Genomic DNA, 19,837 nt, shown 5'->3' on the forward strand with positions numbered 1-19,837 from the left:
ATAGCGTAGGGCAACGCCCTACGAAAAAGACACACCAGCCACAAGCCCTGAAAGGGCGGAACTGTATACAATTATGCCCTTTCAGGGCGCAAATTCAGATTGTCGTTTTTACGTAGGGCGTTGCCCTACACTATATAATTAAGCCCTTTCAGGGCACTCCGCAAAATTATCATTTAGCTCATTTCTGCACGGAAATGACCAAGATTCACCTTTGTGTCCTCTGCGTCCTCCGTGGTGAATAGGCACGTTTCAATAAGGGCATCCTCCTCCTTAATAAACGCCAAATAATGTAAAACCCGGAAACTTTCAAAACTATCTGCTGTTGTTGTGGGAAATTCGACGGGGAAAATCCCCATCGCCCTAAACCTTTAAAAAAACAAATTAGTATGGAAGATTTAAATTTCAGAAAAGGTGATGCAAAAACCGATGTATTTGGTTCAGACAGAATGTTACAACCCTCTCCGATAGAGAAAATACCTGATGGACCTACTACTCCTGAAGTCGCCTATCAAATGGTGAAAGATGAAACATTTGCTCAAACCCAACCACGTTTGAATCTGGCTACTTTCGTGACTACTTATATGGATGAATACGCCACTAAGCTGATGAATGAGGCCATTAACATCAACTACATTGATGAAACAGAATATCCGCGTATCGCAGTGATGAACGGTAAATGTATCAACATCGTTGCCAACTTGTGGAACTCTCCTGAAAAAGACACTTGGAAAACCGGTGCGCTGGCTATCGGTTCTTCGGAAGCATGTATGTTGGGTGGTGTAGCTGCCTGGTTGCGTTGGCGTAAGAAAAGACAAGCACAGGGCAAACCGTTTGATAAACCAAACTTTGTTATTTCTACAGGTTTCCAGGTTGTTTGGGAAAAGTTTGCACAGTTGTGGCAGATTGAAATGCGTGAAGTGCCTTTGACACTCGAAAAAACCACTCTTGACCCCGAAGAAGCTTTGAAAATGTGTGATGAAAACACCATCTGTATCGTGCCTATCCAGGGTGTTACATGGACTGGACTGAATGATGACGTCGAAGCATTGGACAAAGCACTGGATGCTTACAATGCCAAGACCGGTTATGACATTCCTATCCACGTAGATGCCGCCAGTGGTGGTTTCATCCTTCCGTTCCTGTATCCGGAAAAGAAATGGGACTTCCGTTTGAAATGGGTACTTTCTATCAGCGTATCCGGCCATAAGTTTGGTTTGGTATATCCGGGACTCGGATGGGTTTGCTGGAAAGGCAAAGAATATCTGCCCGAAGAAATGTCATTCAGCGTAAATTATCTGGGTGCCAACATTACACAGGTAGGTTTGAACTTCTCTCGTCCGGCTGCACAAATCCTAGGGCAATATTATCAATTCATCCGTTTAGGATTCCAGGGATACAAAGAAGTGCAGTACAACTCCCTGCAAATTGCTAAATATATCCACAGCGAAATAGCCAAGATGGTTCCGTTTGTCAACTACTCTAATGATGTTGTGAACCCATTATTCATCTGGTATCTGAAACCGGAATATGCAAAGAACGCCAAATGGACCTTGTACGATTTGCAAGACAAACTATCCCAACACGGTTGGATGGTTCCTGCTTACACCTTGCCTTCCAAACTGGAAGATTATGTAGTGATGCGTGTCGTTGTCCGTCAGGGATTCAGCCGCGATATGGCAGATATGCTACTGGGCGACATCAACAACGCCATCACCGAACTGGAAAAACTGGAATATCCTACCCCTACCCGTATGGCTCAAGAAAAGAATCTTCCGGTAGAAGCTAAGATGTTCAACCATGGTGGTCGTCGTAAAACCGTAAAAAAATAAAAAAGATCTATGGATAAAAAAGTAACACTCGCTCAATTGAAAGAAGTGGTACAGGAGGCATACGATCAGGTAAAGACTAATACCGGCGGCAAGAACGCCGACTATATCCCCTACCTGGCAAATGTCAACAAAGATCTCTTTGGAATCAGTGTCTGCCTGCTCAACGGGCAGACCATCCATGTGGGAGATACTGACTACCGCTTCGGTATAGAATCCGTATCCAAAGTACATACGGCTATTCTGGCACTGCGCCAATATGGTGCCAAAGAAATCCTGGACAAGATTGGAGCCGATGCAACAGGCTTACCTTTCAATTCAATTATCGCCATCTTGCTGGAGAACGACCATCCGTCTACTCCGCTGGTAAACGCCGGAGCCATCTCCGCCTGCAGCATGGTGCAGCCCATTGGCGACTCTGCCAAGAAATGGGATGCCATCGTAGGAAACGTGACCGATTTATGCGGCAGCGCCCCACAGTTGATTGATGAATTGTACAAGTCCGAATCGGATACCAACTTCAACAACCGTTCTATCGCATGGTTGCTGAAAAATTATAATCGGATTTATGATGATCCGGATATGTCATTAGACCTCTACACCCGTCAGTGCTCATTGGGAGTGACTGCATTGCAGCTTTCCATTGCAGCCGGCACAATCGCCAACGGTGGTGTAAATCCGGTGACTAAGAAAGAAGTTTTTGATGCCACGCTGGCTCCTAAAATCACTGCCATGATTGCCGCAGTAGGTTTCTATGAACATACCGGCGACTGGATGTACACTTCCGGTATTCCTGCCAAGACAGGTGTAGGCGGTGGTGTGATGGGGGTACTGCCCGGACAGTTCGGTATTGCCGCCTTTGCTCCTCCTTTGGATGGATCGGGCAACTCCGTGAAAGCGCAGTTAGCTATTCAATACATCATGAACAAGCTGGAATTAAATGTGTTTAGCAACAACCATATCACCGTTGTTGACTAAAAACTCTCTCGATCTCTTTTATAAGTAGGTAAAGGTTACTATCTCCCGATAGTAACCTTTTTCTATTCCTCCTTATCCCATTGATTTCCCGCTTGACTCCCCACCAGTGTTTTCAATACAAACGGTATTAATTATCAAATACAACAAATTAAATTTACCCCTATGCAACTCCAGTTATTAAAATGAGTATATCAGTGTCACTATTATTCACCCGGATAAGGTGGAACTTCTTCATTTAGAGACAGCAACTAACAACTGTTTGCCTCTGTCTCTTTTCTACAAAGATAGAAAGTTATTCCACTTTTCCTCCCCTTTTCCTTCCATGCTTATAAAGAAAAGTAATAATACTATTAAGAAAAGTATTTCTAAGCTGATTTTCAACACATTACAATTTCTCTCATTCTATCTGTTTTTATCCGCCACACAAGCATATTATGTATTAACCTTCTGTACGACAGCTTTTTCTGCCGATTCCTTTTGGGCGGAAGCCTTTTTCTGTTGTTCCTCCTCTTCGTAATATTGCTTTCTACGCTTGTTGGATTGTTGAATCAGATTTGTAATATAAACCGTAAAGATAGGAAACATCATCATACCCAAGGCAGCCAGCAAAACGGAAAGCACGCGTCCGGTCACGGTCTGCGCTATAATATTCGACCCCACGGTAGTGACATCCATAAAAGCCCACCACAAGGCATCTCCATAATCATTCACCAATGGATTCACCCGATGCTCGAGCACAAAAAATGCCAGACTGGAGAAATACACTGTTGCCAGCAACATCGTCAGATAAGAGACAAACAGGCTCGAAGCCCGGTTGTAAGTCAGCCAGCCGACCACAATAGCAAGCGCATATCCTCCTCTTAATAAAGGAATGAAACGAAGCAGGTAGGTAATCTCATCCGAAAACGTCCATCCATAATATGCGATGATATTCTGATAAGGGATGGCCACCAATAAAAAGATAAAGTGTGTCCGCAGATAGCGTCCTTTATGTTTTGCCAAAAAGAACTCCAACACAAAATCGAAAAGAAACCAAAGGCAGATACATAGCTGTACCTTCATGTAAGAAGACTGTGTATAGAACGGAATTCCCTTAAAAGTATCCACCGAGATACTGATAACCAGAAAAAGAGACATTATTAATATAATAATGTGAAGAATACCATAAATCCCCTTTTTTCCGGAAATAAAATCTGAAAACGCTGATTTCATAACTACTTAGTTTATAATAAAATGGTTCACATATAATTTAGATTGTTTAGAAACAATCGAGAAAAGTAATTGTTCCGAAACAGGTAAATCGGGGGTTGCAATATCCCGTTCCGGCGATGTTAATTAACGAACTTTGAAAGAGATTGCGGAAACATCTCGCGCAAAATGTTGTTATAACACTGACTTTAAAATATTTTTCACTTAAAACCTTAACTTATGGCAAATATTAAAAATGCAGTGAAGCTGGGTGTGTTTACCCTTGCTATCATGAATGTTACGGCAGTAGTATCCTTGCGTGGACTACCAGCCGAGGCCGTATACGGAATGAGTTCGGCCTTCTATTATCTTTTTGCAGCTATTGTCTTTCTAATCCCTACATCGCTCGTTGCAGCCGAGTTGGCAGCAATGTTTCAGGATAAGCAGGGTGGTGTATTCCGGTGGGTAGGCGAGGCCTACGGCAAGAAACTGGGATTCCTCGCCATCTGGGTGCAATGGATCGAAAGTACGATCTGGTATCCGACAGTATTAACGTTTGGTGCCGTATCTATCGCTTTCATCGGAATGAATGACGTACATGACATGTCACTGGCAAACAATAAGTATTATACGCTCGTCGTCGTACTTATCATCTATTGGCTGGCCACTTTCATCTCCCTGAAAGGTATGAGCTGGGTAGGTAAAGTAGCCAAAATCGGTGGTATGGTCGGTACCATTATCCCGGCCGGATTGTTGATTATCTTAGGAATCATTTACCTGGCAACGGGCGGACATTCCAATATGGATTTCAACAGTAGCTTCTTCCCCGACTTTACCAACTTCGATAATGTCGTTCTTGCTGCCAGTATCTTCTTGTTTTATGCCGGTATGGAAATGGGCGGTATCCACGTAAAAGACGTAGATAACCCTTCTAAAAACTATCCGAAAGCCGTATTTATCGGTGCGCTTATCACAGTGTTGATCTTCGTTCTGGGTACTTTCGCATTAGGTGTGATTATCCCTGCTAAAGACATCAACCTGACTCAAAGCCTGCTCGTCGGTTTCGACAACTATTTCAAATATATTCATGCTTCCTGGTTGTCACCAATCATTGCGGTCGCTCTTGCTTTCGGTGTATTGGCTGGTGTATTGACATGGGTTGCCGGTCCGTCCAAAGGTATATTTGCCGTAGGTAAAGCCGGTTATATGCCTCCGTTCTTCCAGAAAACAAACAAGCTGGGTGTACAAAAGAATATCTTGTTCGTACAGGGTATCGCTGTAACCGTATTAAGTTTGTTGTTTGTTGTTATGCCTTCCGTACAGAGTTTCTATCAAATTCTGTCACAGCTGACAGTTATTCTTTATCTGATTATGTACCTGTTGATGTTCTCCGGAGCTATCGCATTGCGTTATAAGATGAAGAAACTCAACCGTCCGTTCCGTATCGGTAAATCCGGCAACGGCCTGATGTGGTTTGTTGGCGGTCTTGGCTTCTGCGGATCATTACTTGCCTTTATTCTTAGCTTCATCCCGCCCAGCCAGATTTCTACCGGTAGCAACACCGTTTGGTTCTCCGTACTAATTATCGGTGCAATTATCGTTGTCGTTGCTCCGTTTATTATCTACGCTTCCAAGAAACCATCTTGGGTAGATCCTAATTCCAATTTCGAACCGTTCCATTGGGAAGTTCAGGCTCAACCTGCCACTGCAAATGTTAGTGCAAGCAGCGTTAATGCTCCGCGTCCTGCTAATGCAACTTCTGCACACACAGGAGGAACAACTGGGGCAAGCACAGCTACCCCCGGTGCAACCGCTTCTAATGCAGCAACTTCAGGCACAGCATCCTCCGGTTCAGCTTCCTTCGGAAGTTCCTCTGCCAGCAAAGCATCTCCGGGAACCGGAGACAAAGATAAGGATGCACCTAAGTCGTAAAGACTAAACATTCATCCTGTTCATCAAGAAGTTCAAGACAATTCGAAAAGCCTTGAATTTATAAAATCACCCTCACTACAGTCAAGTGAAGCATCTCCAAAAGTCAGATTTAACACTTTTGAGATACACTTCACAACTGTAGTAAGGGCGATTTACTTTATGGCTGTGGCTTAATCAATTCCGGCTTAATCACCCTCGGCAACACAAAGCTGAAAGTAGATCCCCGGTTGACCTTCGAATCGAGTTCGAGGTTTCCACCCAGGTTTTGGATAATCGTTTGCGAAAGAGTCAACCCAAGTCCCGTTCCTTGCATTTCACGATCAAGTTTTATGAAACGTGAGAATATCTTTTTCTGTTCCTCTTCCGGTATACCAATGCCTGTGTCGGACACAAAAAAGTAAACTTCTTCCATTCCTTCCAGGCGGCACCCGAAACGGATTTCACCCGACGCAGTAAATTTCATCGCATTATGTAAGAGGTTAGACAATACCTGAATGATACGTTCCCGTTCCGAATACATTATAATAGGTTGTACATGCGCCTCACAAATCAATTTTACCGACGAGTTATTCAATTTCGTCTTAAATATTCCGTCCAACTCTCTCAACAAATCATTGACATCAAACTCCGTATAAACGAAATCTATCGTCCCCGACTCTATTTGAGAAAGATCGAAAATATCATTCACCAGGCGCAACAATCGTTCATTATTCTCTGCGAGAATATCAGCATACATTTTTCTTTCCTCTTCGCCGGAAGCCGACACCATCAAACCGGAAAATCCGACAATAGCATTGAGCGGTGTACGAACTTCGTGACTCATATTAGCAATGAAGGCAGATTTCAATTTCTCGGCAGAGATGGAATGTTCTTTTTCAATGGTCAGTAACCTTTGCACATTTTTCAGTTCTGTCACATCATAAACAGTCAACACCATATAATCTTGGCCATGAATATTCAAATAAGTACCCGATACTGATACATCGCAAGGAGTCACTGTCATTTCATCCTCACTCAACAACTTCATCGAAGCTTCCAGATTCTTAAAACTTGCTTTCTTATAAAAAGCCTTACCGATAGACGCACGAATACAACATAGTTTACACTGTTCGTGCTGACCACATTCACCGGCTGCTATCGCGTTTCTACAATGCAACAAATCCCCCACTCTTTTTGTAACTCCACCTACCTGAACAGGCAGACGGTTCAAAGAATAATAATTGGTGTCACAGACTACAAAATCCTTGTCAATCAATAAGAAGTAGGCATTGATGTTCTGCAAAACCAAAGCCAACTTCTTAAGTTCATTCTCTTTATTTTCTTTCGAATGTACCTCTTTTTGAAGTGACTGGCACTTTGCCCACACATAAATGAGGGTAGCTGATAGAACTATTATAATGATAATTGCCAGTGATGACATAGGATTAGAGTGTTTATAATGTTTTGATAGTTTCAGTGCGTAAATTTATAAAATATGCTGCATAAATAATGAGTTATCTACATATTTATTCTAACACAAATACATTAATATTTTCATCGGTCAGAATTTGGCGAAATTTTCCCGCGAAGTTATTGCGGTATTAAAAAATATACTTATCTTTGCACCCGCAAACGAGAAAGGTGCCATAGCTCAGTTGGTAGAGCAAAGGACTGAAAATCCTTGTGTCCCCGGTTCGATTCCTGGTGGCACCACTTTTTAAGAAGGCAAAACGATGTAAATCCCTGAATTTCAAAGAAGTTCGGGGATTTTCCTTTTCCAAGAATAGGCAAAATTAGTGGGATTGAAGCAAACCATACGTCCTTATTCAAGGGACTGTTTTTAAAAGCCCGAAATGTTCCACTGCGAGGTATTTACTTCATTCTTTTACAGCACGTTGCACTATTTTACATAACAGGGTTCTCGGTTCGATTTCCTAACTTTGTATCATTAAAAATTGAGCCGTATGGAAAGAAAAAGATTCAGCGTGTTGTTCTTCATCAAGCGTAGCAAACTGTTAAAAAACGGGGAAGCACCCGTGCGTGTGCGTGTCACTTATGACCGCCTATACGTGGAACTTCAACTAAAGCGGAGTGTAAAAGTCCCACTTTGGTCGCAGGAAAAAGAGAAGTCGACAGGCAAAGACCGAAACTCCGTAGAACTTAACCATTACATTGACGCCCTGCGTGTGAAATTCTATCAGATTTACCAAGACTTGGAACTGGAGGGAAAGATTATCTCCGCACGTGCCATAGTGAACCGCTATCAGGGAAAGGACGAAACTTTCAAGACATTGTATAATGTATTCAAGGAACATAATGACAACTGCCGGAAGCTAATCGGGACGGACTATGCCGACATCACCGTAAGACGTTACGACAATTGCCTTAAATACCTCATGGAACTGGTTAAACGGGATTACAAGGTAGATGATATGTTACTGCGTGAGGTAAACGGGGAACTGGTACGCAAATTCGATTTATACCTAAAGACGGAGAAGCATTGCGCACAGAATACCGTTATCCGGTACATGAAATGTTTTAAGAAAGTGATAAACCTTGCCATTGCCAACGAGTGGCTGACAAAGAACCCGTTTGCAGGAATCAAGTTTCACGAGGTGGAGGTAAACAAACAGTTCCTAAGCCAAGCCGAGATAAACCGGATATGGCAGAAAGAGTTCAGGATTGAACGGCTGGAACTGGTACGGGATGTTTTTATCTTCTGCGTATATACCGGGCTGGCATTCATAGACGTGTATAACTTACGCCCCGAACACGTTTCAGAGGACAGCAACGGCAACCTGTGGATAGTGAAACCCCGTGAAAAGACAAACAACCTCTGTAACATCCCGCTTTTGAGCATTCCCAAACAGATACTTGAAAAGTATAAGGATAACCCCTACTGCATGGATAAAGGAACTTTGTTGCCCGTTCCCTGCAATCAGAAGATGAACAGCTACCTGAAAGAGATTGCCGACCTTTGCGGTATTAAAAAGAACCTGACCACGCACACAGCCCGGCACAGTTTCGCTTCGGTTATTGCGCTGGCTAACAACGTGTCACTGCCGAACGTGGCTAAAATGCTGGGGCATTCATCCACCCGAATGACGCAGCACTACGCAAAGGTATTAGACCAAACGATACTAAGGGATATGCAATACGTAGAGAGAAAAATATCATTTTTCAGCAACTTTAATGCTGAATTGTAAACTTTTAAAAGGAAAAAGGCCTATATTTGCATTTAAAGTAATCGTTATAACAGCCATGAACAGAATCATAGAAAACTTAAAAGTAAATAATCCTGCGATATATCAAATATTGCAAGAGCAAGAAAAACAAAAATGGGAAATAACTAGTGGAACTCGTTATAAAACCGTCAGTGACACTGTTTCTGCAAATTCTTCAATTGAATATAACATTAAATCTAAACCGAATCAATTATGCCAACATGGAGTGAAATATTAACAGAATTAAAAGTCGAAAGTGCCCAAGGGAATTCTGCTCCTTTTGATTTTATTCGACGCAAATACCTTTCTGAACTATCTAAATATACAAACAGAAATATTATTTTGTACGCAACTGCTTTTACCCAAAAAGGTGGAGCTCCCGAATTACTTTCGGTAACAGAGGAAGATGTGCAAGGAATGATGGAAGTTTCATACGGACTTGAAAAAAAGCCTGTAGATTTAATTATACACAGTCCGGGAGGTTCTCCCGAAGCAGCAGAAGGTATTGTCGAATATTTGCATGCTCAATTTCCTGAAGTAAGAGTTATTATTCCCCAAATAGCAATGTCTGCTGCCACAATGATTGCATGTTCAGGAGCTAGTATTGTCATGGGAAAACATTCTAATATAGGTCCCGTAGACCCACAGTTGATTATTAATAGTCCTAACGGTCCCACAAGTAATCCAGCAAAAGCAATAATTGACCAATTCTATAAAGCATTACAAGAAGTAAACGAACCCAATAAACAAGCATGGGCTATATTACTTAATCAATATGGTCCTTCTGTCATTACACAATGTGAAAATTATATCAAAATGTCTGAAAACTTAATTAGAGATTGGCTTAATAGATTCATGTTCAAAACAGAAGCTCCAGATGTCAAAGCTCCTATTATAGAGAATATAGCATCTTTTTTGGCTAATCACGATAACTTTAAAAGTCATGGTCGCCATATATCCCGTGAAAAAGCAGAATCAAAAGGGTTAAAAATAGAATATCTTGAAAAAGACTCTCAATTACAAGATTTAGTTCTGTCTGTGTTTCATGCTACAACTCATACATTTTCATCAACACCTGCAATGAAAATTATAGAGAATCAAAATGGGAAAGCATTCATAAAAATTCAAAATTAACAAGATATTGAAAAGACTATCCGCATAAACATGAAGAAGCCAGCAACATAGTTTTCAAGAAACCATGATTGCTGGCTTTTAATTAATCAAACAATAAATACAGAAAACAAGATTTCACGTTTTCAAGATTTCATTTTCTGTAATACCTTTCCAGCAGGTCTAAAATCTCGCTTTCCCGGTAGATGATTTTTCCCGGAAGCTGCACATATCCCAGCAGTCCCGTGTCCCTGTAATCCTGCAACGTCCGTTTGCTGATGCAAAGCCGTCTGCATACTTCCTCGCCCGTCAGGTAGTGTTCACCGTTCAATACCGGGCGATAGTTCATTACCACGTACTCCACGTTTTCCAGCACCCTGTCAAGGGAGGAAAACAGTACCAGCGTGGTTTCGGAATCTTTCGTTATCAAATCCATACGCCTACTTTTTAGAATTGTCCCTTACTTGGCTAAGCAGAAATGTTTCCACGTCCGAAGCCTTATAGTAAATCTTATTGTTAATCTGCGAATAAGGCAGTTTCCCCGTGTCACGGTAGGTCTGCATCGTCCGGGCTGAAACATTCAGCAAACGGCAGGTCTCGCAGTTATCCAGCCATTTGTCACGCTTCCTGCGTAAAGGCACACAGAGCGCATCCACACGCCCCACAAAATTTTCAAACCTCTGTTTCCAAAATTCAAAAGCTTTCTTTTCAATCGTCACTATTTCCATAACCGATATATTTATTATTATCAATACTCCGTTTTTCTTCACTGGTGCAAATATATAAGACTGAATGACAGGTTGTTTCTTTCTGTCCGCAAATGACCTTGCGTGTCCAAAAATGTCCACCACTGCCCCAAACGAGCAGGAAAGAAACAATAAGAGAACAGAAATCCCGGTTTCCCCCACTTACTTATTAGTAAGGTAATGAACACAAAGCCGTTTTCTATTTACCGACATTAATTTGGTGCAGAGCGCAGCAAAGCGATTCCAAACGGCTGACGCTTTGTTTTTTACCGATTTTTCTTATTTTATTTGTGGTGCTAATTCAAAAAACAAGCACCTATGAATAATCCTTTCGAAGAAATTTTCAAACGGCTGGAGAACATCGAAAAGATGATTGCCCCGGTCATGGGCGCACAGCCCGAAGAACGGCAGGACGGAAAAGAGCCTGTGTTAGTCAAAATATCCGTTGCCAGCGGCATAACCGGGTATTCGGTCAATTACCTGTATCATTTAGCCAGCAAGGGACTGATACCCTGCGTCAAGCGTGGGCGTACCCTGCGTTTCGACATGGAGGAACTCAAAAAGTGGATGCAGCAGCAGTATGTCCCGGCTTCTAACAGACTTCCCGATGAAAAAGAAAAGAGGTGATGAAACACGGCATATCGAGGGCTGGCAGTCGAAGAACGAGCGCATCGAAAGCCTGTTGAACGTCCTGTACGATTTCCGGTTCAACACCGTAAAGAGCCGGACGGAATACCGGGCTGCGGGTTCTTCGGACTTGTACCAGCCCGTTACAAAATTCGCCCTGAACACTTTCAGGCGCAGGCTGGACGCAACGGCTGACATAGCCACCTCAACCGACAACATACGCATGATACTGGAAAGCGACTTCGCAAGAAAGGCTCACCCCATACAGGAGTATTTCAACGCCCTGCCCTTACTTAATCCTGCCGAACACGGGCATATCGGCAGGCTTCTGAACACGGTACAGGTAGCCAACCCCGGCAAATGGGAGGAATATTTCACGAAATGGCTTATCGGTGTGGTAGCCAACGCGATGAACGACACGGGGTGTCAGAACCATACTTGTTTGGTACTGACCGGGGACAGGCAGGGACAATTCAAATCGTGGTGGCTGGACAACCTTTGCCCGACACCGCTTAAGAACTACCTGTTCACCGGGAAGATAGACCCGCAGGGCAAAGATATCCTGACACTGATAGCCGAATACCTGTTCATCAACATTGACGACCAGCTAAAGGAACTCAACAAGCAGAACGAGAACGCATTGAAGAATCTTATCACCACTCCGGCGGTGAAGTACCGCAGACCGTATGATATTTACATCGAGGAATACCCGCACCTCGCCAGCTTCATGGCTTCGGTGAACGGCAACGAGTTCCTGACCGACCCGACAGGCAGCAGGCGTTTTTTGCCGTTCGAGGTGCTGCACATAGACAAGCCCACGGCAGAAAGCATCCGCATGGATAACGTCTATTCCGAAATCATGTACTTGTACCGTCAGGGCGTGCGCTACTGGTTCAATGATGCGGAGATTGAAGAACTGCACCTGACAAATGCGGAATTTGAGGTACAGACAATCGAGTTTGAGATGCTGACACAATACTTTGAGAAGCCGACAGAGGAGGAAGAAGCCCTGTTCTTCATGACAACGGCACAGGTACTCGCATACCTGCGTAATATATCCCCCGTCCAGCTATCCGAAAAAAGGCTGGGCGAATCATTGCGGAAAATCGGTTTCAAGCGGGTACAGAAGCGCATCAACAACAACCATTATCCGGTATATGGGTACAGGATAAAGCCCGTTCCGGCTTCCCGTACAGGGGATGATTACGGGTAGAACCGGAATGTAGTAGCTTCTACATATTGTCTGATATACACATAATGATTTAATAAACAACAGTTTACCAATTATGTAGTATGAAGTAAGATAGAATCCCAAACTTTTGGAAAATCCGGGAAAAAGAAAAAACGGCAATATAATATATAGAATATATTTATTCCTTTTTTAAAGGATAAATAATTACTATGTTACTACATGTACTACAATCCGTTGAAAAAGAAAAAGATAGATGTAGTAGTGTCCCGTACTTCTTCTTACTCGCTTCTTGCTTCATTATTACTATCGTTAAATAAAAAAATAAAGATTATGACCTACAAGGAAGCCAACAATATCAGTATCAAAGATTACCTGAACTCTTTGGGAATCCAGCCAGCCAAGGAAAAGGGAAGCTACGGGATGTACCGCAGCCCCTTACGGGAGGACAACACGCCAAGTTTCAAGGTGGATTATAACGCCAATTTATGGTGTGACTACGGAACTGGTGAGGGCGGGACGCTCATCGACCTTGTAATGAAGCAACACCAGTGCAACGCCTACGGTGCTATCTGCCGACTGGAACAGGGCGACACCGCCTCTTTTTCCTTTCACGGGAAAGAACTGCCCGAAAGGGACACGAAAAGGCAGGCAGCCAGCCCGATAGAGATACGCAGAATACAGCCGTTACAGAATCCGGCACTCATACGCTATTTGCAGGAAAGGGGGATTTCCCCCGGAACGGCATCCCCATACGTGCAGGAAATGTATTACCGCATCGGTGGCAAGCCTTATTTTGCGCTGGCGTTCAGGAATGATTCAGGAGGTTACGAGCTTCGCAATCCCCGTTTCAAGGGCAGCACATCGAAAGACATCACCCATATACGGCAGCAGGGAGAGCCGAGAGATACCTGTTTCGTGTTCGAGGGCTTTTTGGATTTCCTCTCATTCCTCACTATCCGGCAACAGAAAAGCCCGGATATACCCTGCACCGACTGGCAGGACTACGTTATCCTGAACTCCACCGCCAACACGGATAAAGCCTTATATCCGCTGGCTGGTTACGGGCATATACATTGTATGCTTGACAATGACGAAGCCGGGAGGAAAGCGGTTGAAGCCATAAGGCAGGAATACAAATGGCGTGTACGTGACGCATCACACCTGTACAGCGGTCACAATGACCTGAACGACTATCTGCGTAGCCTTAAAGTGAAGCAATCCCAAGATTTGACAGTTACCGACAAGCCCCAGCCGGAGCATGATAACAGACAAAATCCGGGTGAAAAAAGAAAGAGAGGGCTAAGGATGTGACCTGCAAGGCTGGCGGCATGAACCGACGGCAGGCTGTGTGATTAGGGAGAGCAAGGTTATGTTTCGGTAGACCGAAACACCTTGCTTTGCTTGACAGCAAAGAAAATTTCTCCCGTTGGTCGCAATTTTTAAGATACCACCTAAAAGTAAAAACGTATGACAGGGATAAGGAACAAACCGGGAGGTCGCCCGGCAAAAAGCCGGATAGACAAGCAGAACCGGGTAGTCAGCACGAAGTTGACCGAGTTACAGTTCTACGCAATCAGGAAGCGAGCCACCGAAGCCGGGCTGCGTGTCAGCGAGTACGTCCGGCAGGCGGTCGTTTCGGCAGAGGTAACGCCCCGGCTGAACAGGCAGGATGCGGACACTATCCGCAAGCTGGCGGGCGAAGCCAACAACATCAACCAGCTGGCGCACCGGGCGAATGCCGGAGGGTTTGCACTGGTAGCGGTGGAACTGGTGAAACTCAAGAACAGGATTGTTGAAATCATAAACCAACTGTCGGATGATTGGAAAAATAAGAAAGGGAAGCAGATTTAAAGGCTGCGTGAACTATGTACTCGGCAAGGAACAGGCAGCCTTGCTTCATGCGGAGGGAATATTAGCCGAAAGCAACCGGGACATCATACGCAGTTTCATACTGCAAGCCGGGATGAACCCCGACCTGAAAAAGCCGGTCGGACATATTGCGCTAAGCTATTCCCCGGTGGACGCACCCAAGCTGACAGACGGGAAAATGGTACAGCTTGCGCAGGAGTACATGCGTGAAATGAAAATCACCGATACGCAGTACATCATCGTGCGCCACCAAGACCGGGAACATCCGCACGTACATATCGTGTTCAACCGTATAGACAACAACGGCAAGACCATTTCGGACAGGAACGACATGTACCGCAACGAGCAGGTATGCAAGAAGCTGAAAGCCAAACACGGGCTTTATTTCGCTAAAGGCAAGGAGCATGTAAAACAGCACCGTTTGAGAGAGCCGGACAAATCCAAATACGAGATTTACAATGCCGTAAAGGATGAAATCGGGAAATCAAGGAACTGGCGGCAGTTACAAACCCGGCTGGCAGAAAAGGGTATCGGGATTCATTTCAAGCACAGGGGACAGACTGGCGAAGTGCAGGGCATATCTTTTTCCATAGGTGAATACACGTTCAAGGGTTCGGAGATAGACCGCAGTTTCAGTTTCTCCAAACTGGATAAATGTTTCGGGGATGCGGGGCTGAACACTGCCGGAAACAACCGACAGACGGTTTCCGCACCTGTTCAGGAGCTATCGCAGACACTGGGCAAAGCCGACAGTCCGTTACTGACAGGCTTGGGCGGTCTGTTCTCCGCCCCGTCCTCTCCGGCTGATGAAACACCCGACAATCCCGGTGAAAGAAAAAAGAAGAAAAAGAAACGACACTTAAAATTATAGGAACATGGAAAATAACTTAATTTTGGAGGGACTTCTCTCTATGGTTACGGAACTGAAAGAACGGCAGGAGAAGCAGGTAACGCCAGCCAGCCGGGAGGAAACGATTAACCGACTGGACGTTATCGAACAGCGCATTTCGGAAATGCAGGGCAAATCCGGCATTCCTGAAAACATGGTGCAGGAGATTCTAAACCAAATCGGCAGTATCAGAAAAGGTCAGTCCGAGAACCAAAAACAAGACCTTGAAGATATAAAGGGGCTTATCGTGACCTCGCACCGATATTTCAAGGAGCGGTTAAAGGTGTTGTTCCCGGCTGATGATACACCAGCCGGAGAAATAACGCCCGTTTCATGGTACGGCAAACTGATATATCGGGTAACTCCCTACCTGAAACCCAAGTTTTTTCTTCTTTCAGCAGGTTTTATTATCTGTATCATTTCGCTAATCTTGAATATTCGTTTTACGGAACGGATGCAACGGTTACAGGACAACGATATAAAATACCGCTATATCCTGATGAAAGGAAAGGCAGACGGCAGCAGCCTTGATTTGCTGGAAACGAAGTTCAGCCGGGAACGGGACAACGCTTTCATCCGAAGCCTGACCGATTCGGTGAAAGGCTTTGAATACCGCAGCAGGAAACAGGCGGAAGCGTTGGAACGGGCAAGGCTGTTGAACGAGCAAGCCGAGCAGCTAAAGGAGGAAGCCGACAAATTAGGCAAGCCATAAAACAAAAGCAAAGCCGGAGCAGAACCGCCCCGGCTTTCTAATTCACTTCTTTTTCTTCGTGCAGTGTTCTTTCTCGAACTGGCGCAACGTGGTAACGCTGAACCGCTCCTTGATGAACTCCCGGACATCGGAAGCCTTATAGTACACTTTTCCGCTGATTGTGAAATACGGCAGCGCACCGATAGCCCGGTAGCGTTGCAGGGTCTTGATACTCACCTTGAAGAGCAGGCACAAGTCCTGATTATCCAGCAGGTTGTCATCTTCGGGCAGCACCCTGTCGGCATTGCGCAGTACCCGTACATCCTTGCAGAGTTCTTCCAATTTGGCGTACAGCTTCTGCATCCATACGCTGAAATCGTCATTGTCTATATACATGATTGCTTCATTTTTCTGATTATACATTATGGTCTGTCAATCGATTGATGAAGCAAAGTTCAGAAAACGGACGCAAAGAAATTACGGGGGAGCTAATGGAATCCCCTATAAATAAATCGTAAGCCGTTGGTTATCTGTACCCTTTCTTGTCATGTTCCTTGCGAATAAGCTCTGCCAGTCCATTAAGAAACTCTGTCAGCTTGCCCGGCTTTCGTTTTATCACGTCCTCATGCTTTTGGTAACAATCACCTATCTTGATATTGAAAAGCCATTCAAAGGCTTTCGTCAAGTCCACTAAATAAACAGGCTTGCCATTTTGATACACAATCTTTTGGGAAAGGAACAGCCCGCTAACTATTTCCATGATATTGATAAGAGTGGTTCTGTCAGCGAGATATAGAGGGGAAAGGGCTTGTTTGTTGGTGCGTTGCTGCAACTGTTCCGGGTACTTGATACGCCATTCGATTAGGCGTATTTCGGTATTCAGTAACCCTATCGCTTCATCAATTAGATGCAAATAGGATATTTTTTTCCTGCTCAAACCATACACGGTATGATTTAAGACGATACAAACCAAAAGAGAAATAGCGGAGTAAAATGCTATAATCTTGTTCTGTGATACTGAAATCGGCTACATGGGTCGCCAATTCTTCGATAGCTTCTGCAAATTCAGATGCAGACACTTTACGTTGTGAGCATTCCGACAATAAGCGGAAAAATCTTTGGTCGAATATTTTTTTCATTTAGTCGATTAAAAATACTATTTGACAGCAATCAAATAGAAATGTTATTGATAATATTTTTAACTTCATATTTTAAAGAATCTGGTCTTATTATAGTTGCACTATCTGCAAAAGACAGATACCAATGTGCAAACTTACTGATTGAAAATGTTAGAAAATGAAGCTCAAACATATCCCCTATCTCTTTCTCAGATGTTAATCCGTAATAATATTTATCATCATTCATTATGGAGGTTTTATTCTTTTCTATTCTTATAACGATTTCATGTAATTTTTCTTTATCATAAAACTCGCGTATGAATTTTTCCAAAGGAGGATGTTCCCGTGATTGTAATTCATTAAGAATGTGCATTTTTTGAATTCTATCTATCCGAAATGTAAGATAGATTTCTTTGGGAAGATAAAAGCCTATTAGATACCAGTTAGTTCTCGAAAAGAAAATTCCAACAGCTTCAATCTTTCGTTCTGAAACACTTAACGCATTACTTCCCAAATAAGATATTTCAATAATTCTTTTTTGGTATATACTTTGTAAAATAAGTAAAAGAATATCAGGTTTATAGGTAGATGATTTATAAGTATCCAATACAGACATGCACTTTTCCATTGTTTCTAACATATTTTTGTCTGCAAAACGCATGACAGACCTAATCTTTTCTATTCCAGACTTATAATGTTCGTTGCTATTTGAATCAGTTAGTTCATGTACTAATTTCTCTGCAATCAAAAAGGACAAAGCCTCTTTTTGAGTAAACATTAGAGGAGATAATTTGAATCCTTCTGCAAGTGAATAACCAATACCGGGATTTCCTATGATAGGAATGCCTGCCTCTTCCAATGTTCTTATATCTCGATATACAGTGCGAATGCTTATATTAAAACGTTCTGAAATTTGCTGTGCTTTCACTAACGAGTACGATTGTAACTGAATCAATATAGCAGAAATACGGTCTATTCTATTCATTTTGCATCTTTAATTTGAATATTTGAATCTTCAATAATAACAGCTTGTTTATTACTTATAGGAATAAGCTGCAACTTCTCATTATATAGTTGAACTATCTTTTCACCTTTTTTCTTGAATGGAAAATTTCCATAATGGGGAATCGTATAAAAATCGACCAAATCTAAAGAAGTACAGTCTTTCAATTCAGGAGCCTTTTCTATTGGATCAAAATTCACACTTCTCATATATTCTGCATCGGGAGAGGCTATTATTGCTCCGGCAGATTCCCCAATATACAGTTTACCCAATTTCACTTGTTTAGATATAATTTTATCAACACCTTTTCTTTTTAACTCTTGCAAAAGGAAAAATGTATTTCCACCTGTTATGTAGATATAATCGCATTTATGTAATATAGAAGATATTTCCTCTTTGGGCAGTTGGGTAATCTCGACTTCTTCAACAATCATTCCTGCTTCTTCTAAAGCCTTTTTCCCCTTTTTTACATAGAATCGTATTGGTTCTGTAAGGCTTGCAGTTGGTATAAAAGCTATAATTTTCCCTTGCAAATCTTCTTTGGCACAATCGACAAATAGATTAGCAACATCAGCAAATGATGAGCATAAAAATAATCTTTTCATATTCTATAATATTAAGTTGAATACTTTTTGATACAAAGATAGCGTCTTCTATGACAGCCCTATGTCAGTAAGTCTAATATTGAAGAGTTTTTTTCATCAAAACAATCCATTATTGAAATTTACCCTATTTGTAATGTGGCTGCACGTTTCGAAACCAGTGGGGTTTATGTAGTTATACATATTACTCGATAAAAATACTCCTTTACGATTCAATCTATTGGGAAAATTGATACCTGACATTTCGACTAAAGTTCTTTCTATATACTTCATGGATATTGAAAACCTTCCGTCACATAGCCTGCAATTCTTCTTAATGATACAGAGAAAAATCCTCAAAACAACTCCTAAAAGAATACTGAACAAAATTCAAACAGACTTTTAGCAGTAAATACAAAAAAAGTTCTTGGAAATATTGATAATTCCAAATAAATATCTACCTTTGCACGCAGAAATCGAACCTAAGACACAAACTTGTGTTGAACGGTGCAAAGTTGTGAAAACCTTATTCAAGGGACTAACATCGTAATAAAGATATAACTTATTGAGAAATAGTGCTATACAAGCCGACTTTCGGTTGCTGGTGGCACCACTTCTTAAGCAATCGGAATGTAGCGCAGTTGGTAGCGCACTACGTTCGGGACGTAGGGGTCGGGCGTTCGAGTCGCCTCATTCCGACAAAATAAAGGGTAGCTTTCTGGATTACAGTAAGTTACCCTTTAATTTTATTTAGTTGCCGGGACGAAATCGGGACGGCTATGTAAGAAAATACCAACCTATTATATCGGGTCAGTCCGAAAACCCTGTGGATATGTTAAATTCACACTGTCAGTTTGCATAATCTAAACATAAAGAATGGTATA

Annotated in this window: 22 protein-coding genes and 2 tRNA genes; 14 read left to right on the forward strand and 10 right to left on the reverse strand. The window is 42.7% G+C overall.

Going from position 1 to position 19,837, the window contains the following annotated elements:
- Positions 1 to 173: 173 nt before the first annotated feature.
- Positions 174 to 356 carry a hypothetical protein gene (locus LPH68_RS26870; protein WP_009040165.1) on the reverse strand — a complete coding sequence of 61 codons (183 nt, stop codon included), beginning with the start codon at positions 354 to 356 and terminating at the stop codon, positions 174 to 176.
- A 30-nt stretch (positions 357 to 386) separates the two neighbouring features.
- Here LPH68_RS26870 and LPH68_RS22490 point away from each other — a divergent pair, with 30 nt between their 5' ends.
- Both LPH68_RS22490 and glsA read left to right on the forward strand, forming a co-directional pair.
- Positions 387 to 1,829, forward strand: coding sequence for a glutamate decarboxylase (locus tag LPH68_RS22490; RefSeq protein WP_008026137.1), 1,443 nt, complete (start codon positions 387 to 389; stop codon positions 1,827 to 1,829).
- Between the two features lie 9 nt (positions 1,830 to 1,838).
- Entirely contained in the window at positions 1,839 to 2,804 is a 966-nt protein-coding gene (gene glsA / locus LPH68_RS22495; RefSeq protein ID WP_008026136.1) for a glutaminase A, read from the forward strand.
- A 432-nt stretch (positions 2,805 to 3,236) separates the two neighbouring features.
- Here glsA and LPH68_RS22500 read toward each other — a convergent pair whose 3' ends face one another.
- The gene (locus LPH68_RS22500) at positions 3,237 to 4,016 is read right to left on the reverse strand and encodes a potassium channel family protein (RefSeq protein ID WP_004316558.1); all 780 of its coding nucleotides are present in this window, start codon (positions 4,014 to 4,016) and stop codon (positions 3,237 to 3,239) included.
- Between the two features lie 216 nt (positions 4,017 to 4,232).
- On the opposite strand from LPH68_RS22500, the gene gadC reads away from it, so the two are divergent.
- Complete coding sequence (gadC, locus tag LPH68_RS22505) at positions 4,233 to 5,924, forward strand: putative glutamine/gamma-aminobutyrate antiporter GadC (protein ID WP_008026134.1); 1,692 nt, start codon at positions 4,233 to 4,235, stop codon at positions 5,922 to 5,924.
- Between the two features lie 157 nt (positions 5,925 to 6,081).
- Here gadC and LPH68_RS22510 read toward each other — a convergent pair whose 3' ends face one another.
- Positions 6,082 to 7,344 (reverse strand): HAMP domain-containing sensor histidine kinase, encoded by a 1,263-nt coding sequence (locus tag LPH68_RS22510; protein WP_008026132.1) that lies wholly within the window; start codon positions 7,342 to 7,344, stop codon positions 6,082 to 6,084.
- A gap of 199 nt (positions 7,345 to 7,543) precedes the next feature.
- Here LPH68_RS22510 and LPH68_RS22515 point away from each other — a divergent pair.
- From LPH68_RS22515 to LPH68_RS22530, 4 genes are all read left to right on the forward strand, one after another.
- Positions 7,544 to 7,616, forward strand: a tRNA-Phe gene (locus tag LPH68_RS22515).
- A 251-nt stretch (positions 7,617 to 7,867) separates the two neighbouring features.
- On the forward strand, positions 7,868 to 9,109 hold the full coding sequence (locus LPH68_RS22520; RefSeq protein ID WP_005645871.1) for a site-specific integrase: 1,242 nt from the start codon (positions 7,868 to 7,870) through the stop codon (positions 9,107 to 9,109).
- A 55-nt stretch (positions 9,110 to 9,164) separates the two neighbouring features.
- A complete protein-coding gene (locus LPH68_RS22525) occupies positions 9,165 to 9,365 on the forward strand; it encodes a hypothetical protein (protein WP_005645875.1) in 201 nt (66 codons plus the stop codon).
- The gene (locus LPH68_RS22530; protein WP_005645877.1) at positions 9,341 to 10,261 is read left to right on the forward strand and encodes an ATP-dependent Clp protease proteolytic subunit; all 921 of its coding nucleotides are present in this window, start codon (positions 9,341 to 9,343) and stop codon (positions 10,259 to 10,261) included. Before LPH68_RS22525 ends, LPH68_RS22530 begins: the two co-directional genes overlap by 25 nt.
- 130 nt (positions 10,262 to 10,391) lie before the next feature.
- Here the strand turns inward: LPH68_RS22530 and LPH68_RS22535 are convergent, their stop codons facing one another.
- Positions 10,392 to 10,673, reverse strand: a complete 282-nt coding sequence (locus LPH68_RS22535; protein ID WP_005645879.1) for a helix-turn-helix domain-containing protein — start codon at positions 10,671 to 10,673, stop codon at positions 10,392 to 10,394.
- Positions 10,674 to 10,677: 4 nt separating this feature from the next.
- A complete protein-coding gene (locus tag LPH68_RS22540; RefSeq protein ID WP_230297157.1) occupies positions 10,678 to 10,965 on the reverse strand; it encodes a helix-turn-helix domain-containing protein in 288 nt (95 codons plus the stop codon).
- Between the two features lie 336 nt (positions 10,966 to 11,301).
- On the opposite strand from LPH68_RS22540, the gene LPH68_RS22545 reads away from it, so the two are divergent.
- From LPH68_RS22545 to LPH68_RS22570, 6 genes are all read left to right on the forward strand, one after another.
- Entirely contained in the window at positions 11,302 to 11,610 is a 309-nt protein-coding gene (locus LPH68_RS22545; RefSeq protein ID WP_005645883.1) for a helix-turn-helix domain-containing protein, read from the forward strand.
- Positions 11,591 to 12,823: a VapE domain-containing protein gene (locus LPH68_RS22550; RefSeq protein ID WP_005645885.1), complete on the forward strand. Its 1,233-nt coding sequence runs from the start codon at positions 11,591 to 11,593 to the stop codon at positions 12,821 to 12,823. The genes LPH68_RS22545 and LPH68_RS22550 overlap by 20 nt, the downstream gene beginning before the upstream one ends.
- A gap of 309 nt (positions 12,824 to 13,132) precedes the next feature.
- The gene (locus LPH68_RS22555; protein ID WP_172618174.1) at positions 13,133 to 14,113 is read left to right on the forward strand and encodes a toprim domain-containing protein; all 981 of its coding nucleotides are present in this window, start codon (positions 13,133 to 13,135) and stop codon (positions 14,111 to 14,113) included.
- Between the two features lie 156 nt (positions 14,114 to 14,269).
- Complete coding sequence (locus LPH68_RS22560) at positions 14,270 to 14,653, forward strand: MobC family plasmid mobilization relaxosome protein (RefSeq protein ID WP_117673319.1); 384 nt, start codon at positions 14,270 to 14,272, stop codon at positions 14,651 to 14,653.
- On the forward strand, positions 14,619 to 15,542 hold the full coding sequence (locus LPH68_RS22565; protein ID WP_117673322.1) for a relaxase/mobilization nuclease domain-containing protein: 924 nt from the start codon (positions 14,619 to 14,621) through the stop codon (positions 15,540 to 15,542). Before LPH68_RS22560 ends, LPH68_RS22565 begins: the two co-directional genes overlap by 35 nt.
- Positions 15,543 to 15,546: 4 nt before the next feature.
- The gene (locus LPH68_RS22570) at positions 15,547 to 16,272 is read left to right on the forward strand and encodes a hypothetical protein (RefSeq protein ID WP_117673324.1); all 726 of its coding nucleotides are present in this window, start codon (positions 15,547 to 15,549) and stop codon (positions 16,270 to 16,272) included.
- A gap of 42 nt (positions 16,273 to 16,314) precedes the next feature.
- On the opposite strand, the gene LPH68_RS22575 is transcribed toward LPH68_RS22570, so the two are convergent.
- The 5 genes from LPH68_RS22575 to LPH68_RS22595 form a co-directional block, all read right to left on the reverse strand.
- Positions 16,315 to 16,647, reverse strand: a complete 333-nt coding sequence (locus LPH68_RS22575) for a helix-turn-helix domain-containing protein (protein ID WP_005645903.1) — start codon at positions 16,645 to 16,647, stop codon at positions 16,315 to 16,317.
- 130 nt (positions 16,648 to 16,777) lie between these two features.
- Complete coding sequence (locus tag LPH68_RS22580; RefSeq protein ID WP_005645906.1) at positions 16,778 to 17,197, reverse strand: RteC domain-containing protein; 420 nt, start codon at positions 17,195 to 17,197, stop codon at positions 16,778 to 16,780.
- Positions 17,151 to 17,390 (reverse strand): hypothetical protein, encoded by a 240-nt coding sequence (locus LPH68_RS22585; protein WP_005645908.1) that lies wholly within the window; start codon positions 17,388 to 17,390, stop codon positions 17,151 to 17,153. The genes LPH68_RS22580 and LPH68_RS22585 overlap by 47 nt, the downstream gene beginning before the upstream one ends.
- Before the next feature lie 31 nt (positions 17,391 to 17,421).
- Positions 17,422 to 18,354, reverse strand: a complete 933-nt coding sequence (locus LPH68_RS22590; RefSeq protein ID WP_005645910.1) for a YafY family protein — start codon at positions 18,352 to 18,354, stop codon at positions 17,422 to 17,424.
- Entirely contained in the window at positions 18,351 to 18,977 is a 627-nt protein-coding gene (locus LPH68_RS22595) for a Type 1 glutamine amidotransferase-like domain-containing protein (protein ID WP_004315354.1), read from the reverse strand. Before LPH68_RS22595 ends, LPH68_RS22590 begins: the two co-directional genes overlap by 4 nt.
- Positions 18,978 to 19,579: 602 nt before the next feature.
- Between LPH68_RS22595 and LPH68_RS22600 the strand changes: the two genes are divergently transcribed.
- A tRNA-Pro gene (locus tag LPH68_RS22600) sits at positions 19,580 to 19,652 on the forward strand.
- Positions 19,653 to 19,837: the final 185 nt, after the last annotated feature.

Origin of the sequence: Bacteroides sp. 1_1_30 (genome assembly GCF_020982715.1) — a bacterium.
Taxonomy (GTDB): Bacteria; Bacteroidota; Bacteroidia; order Bacteroidales; family Bacteroidaceae; genus Bacteroides; species Bacteroides xylanisolvens.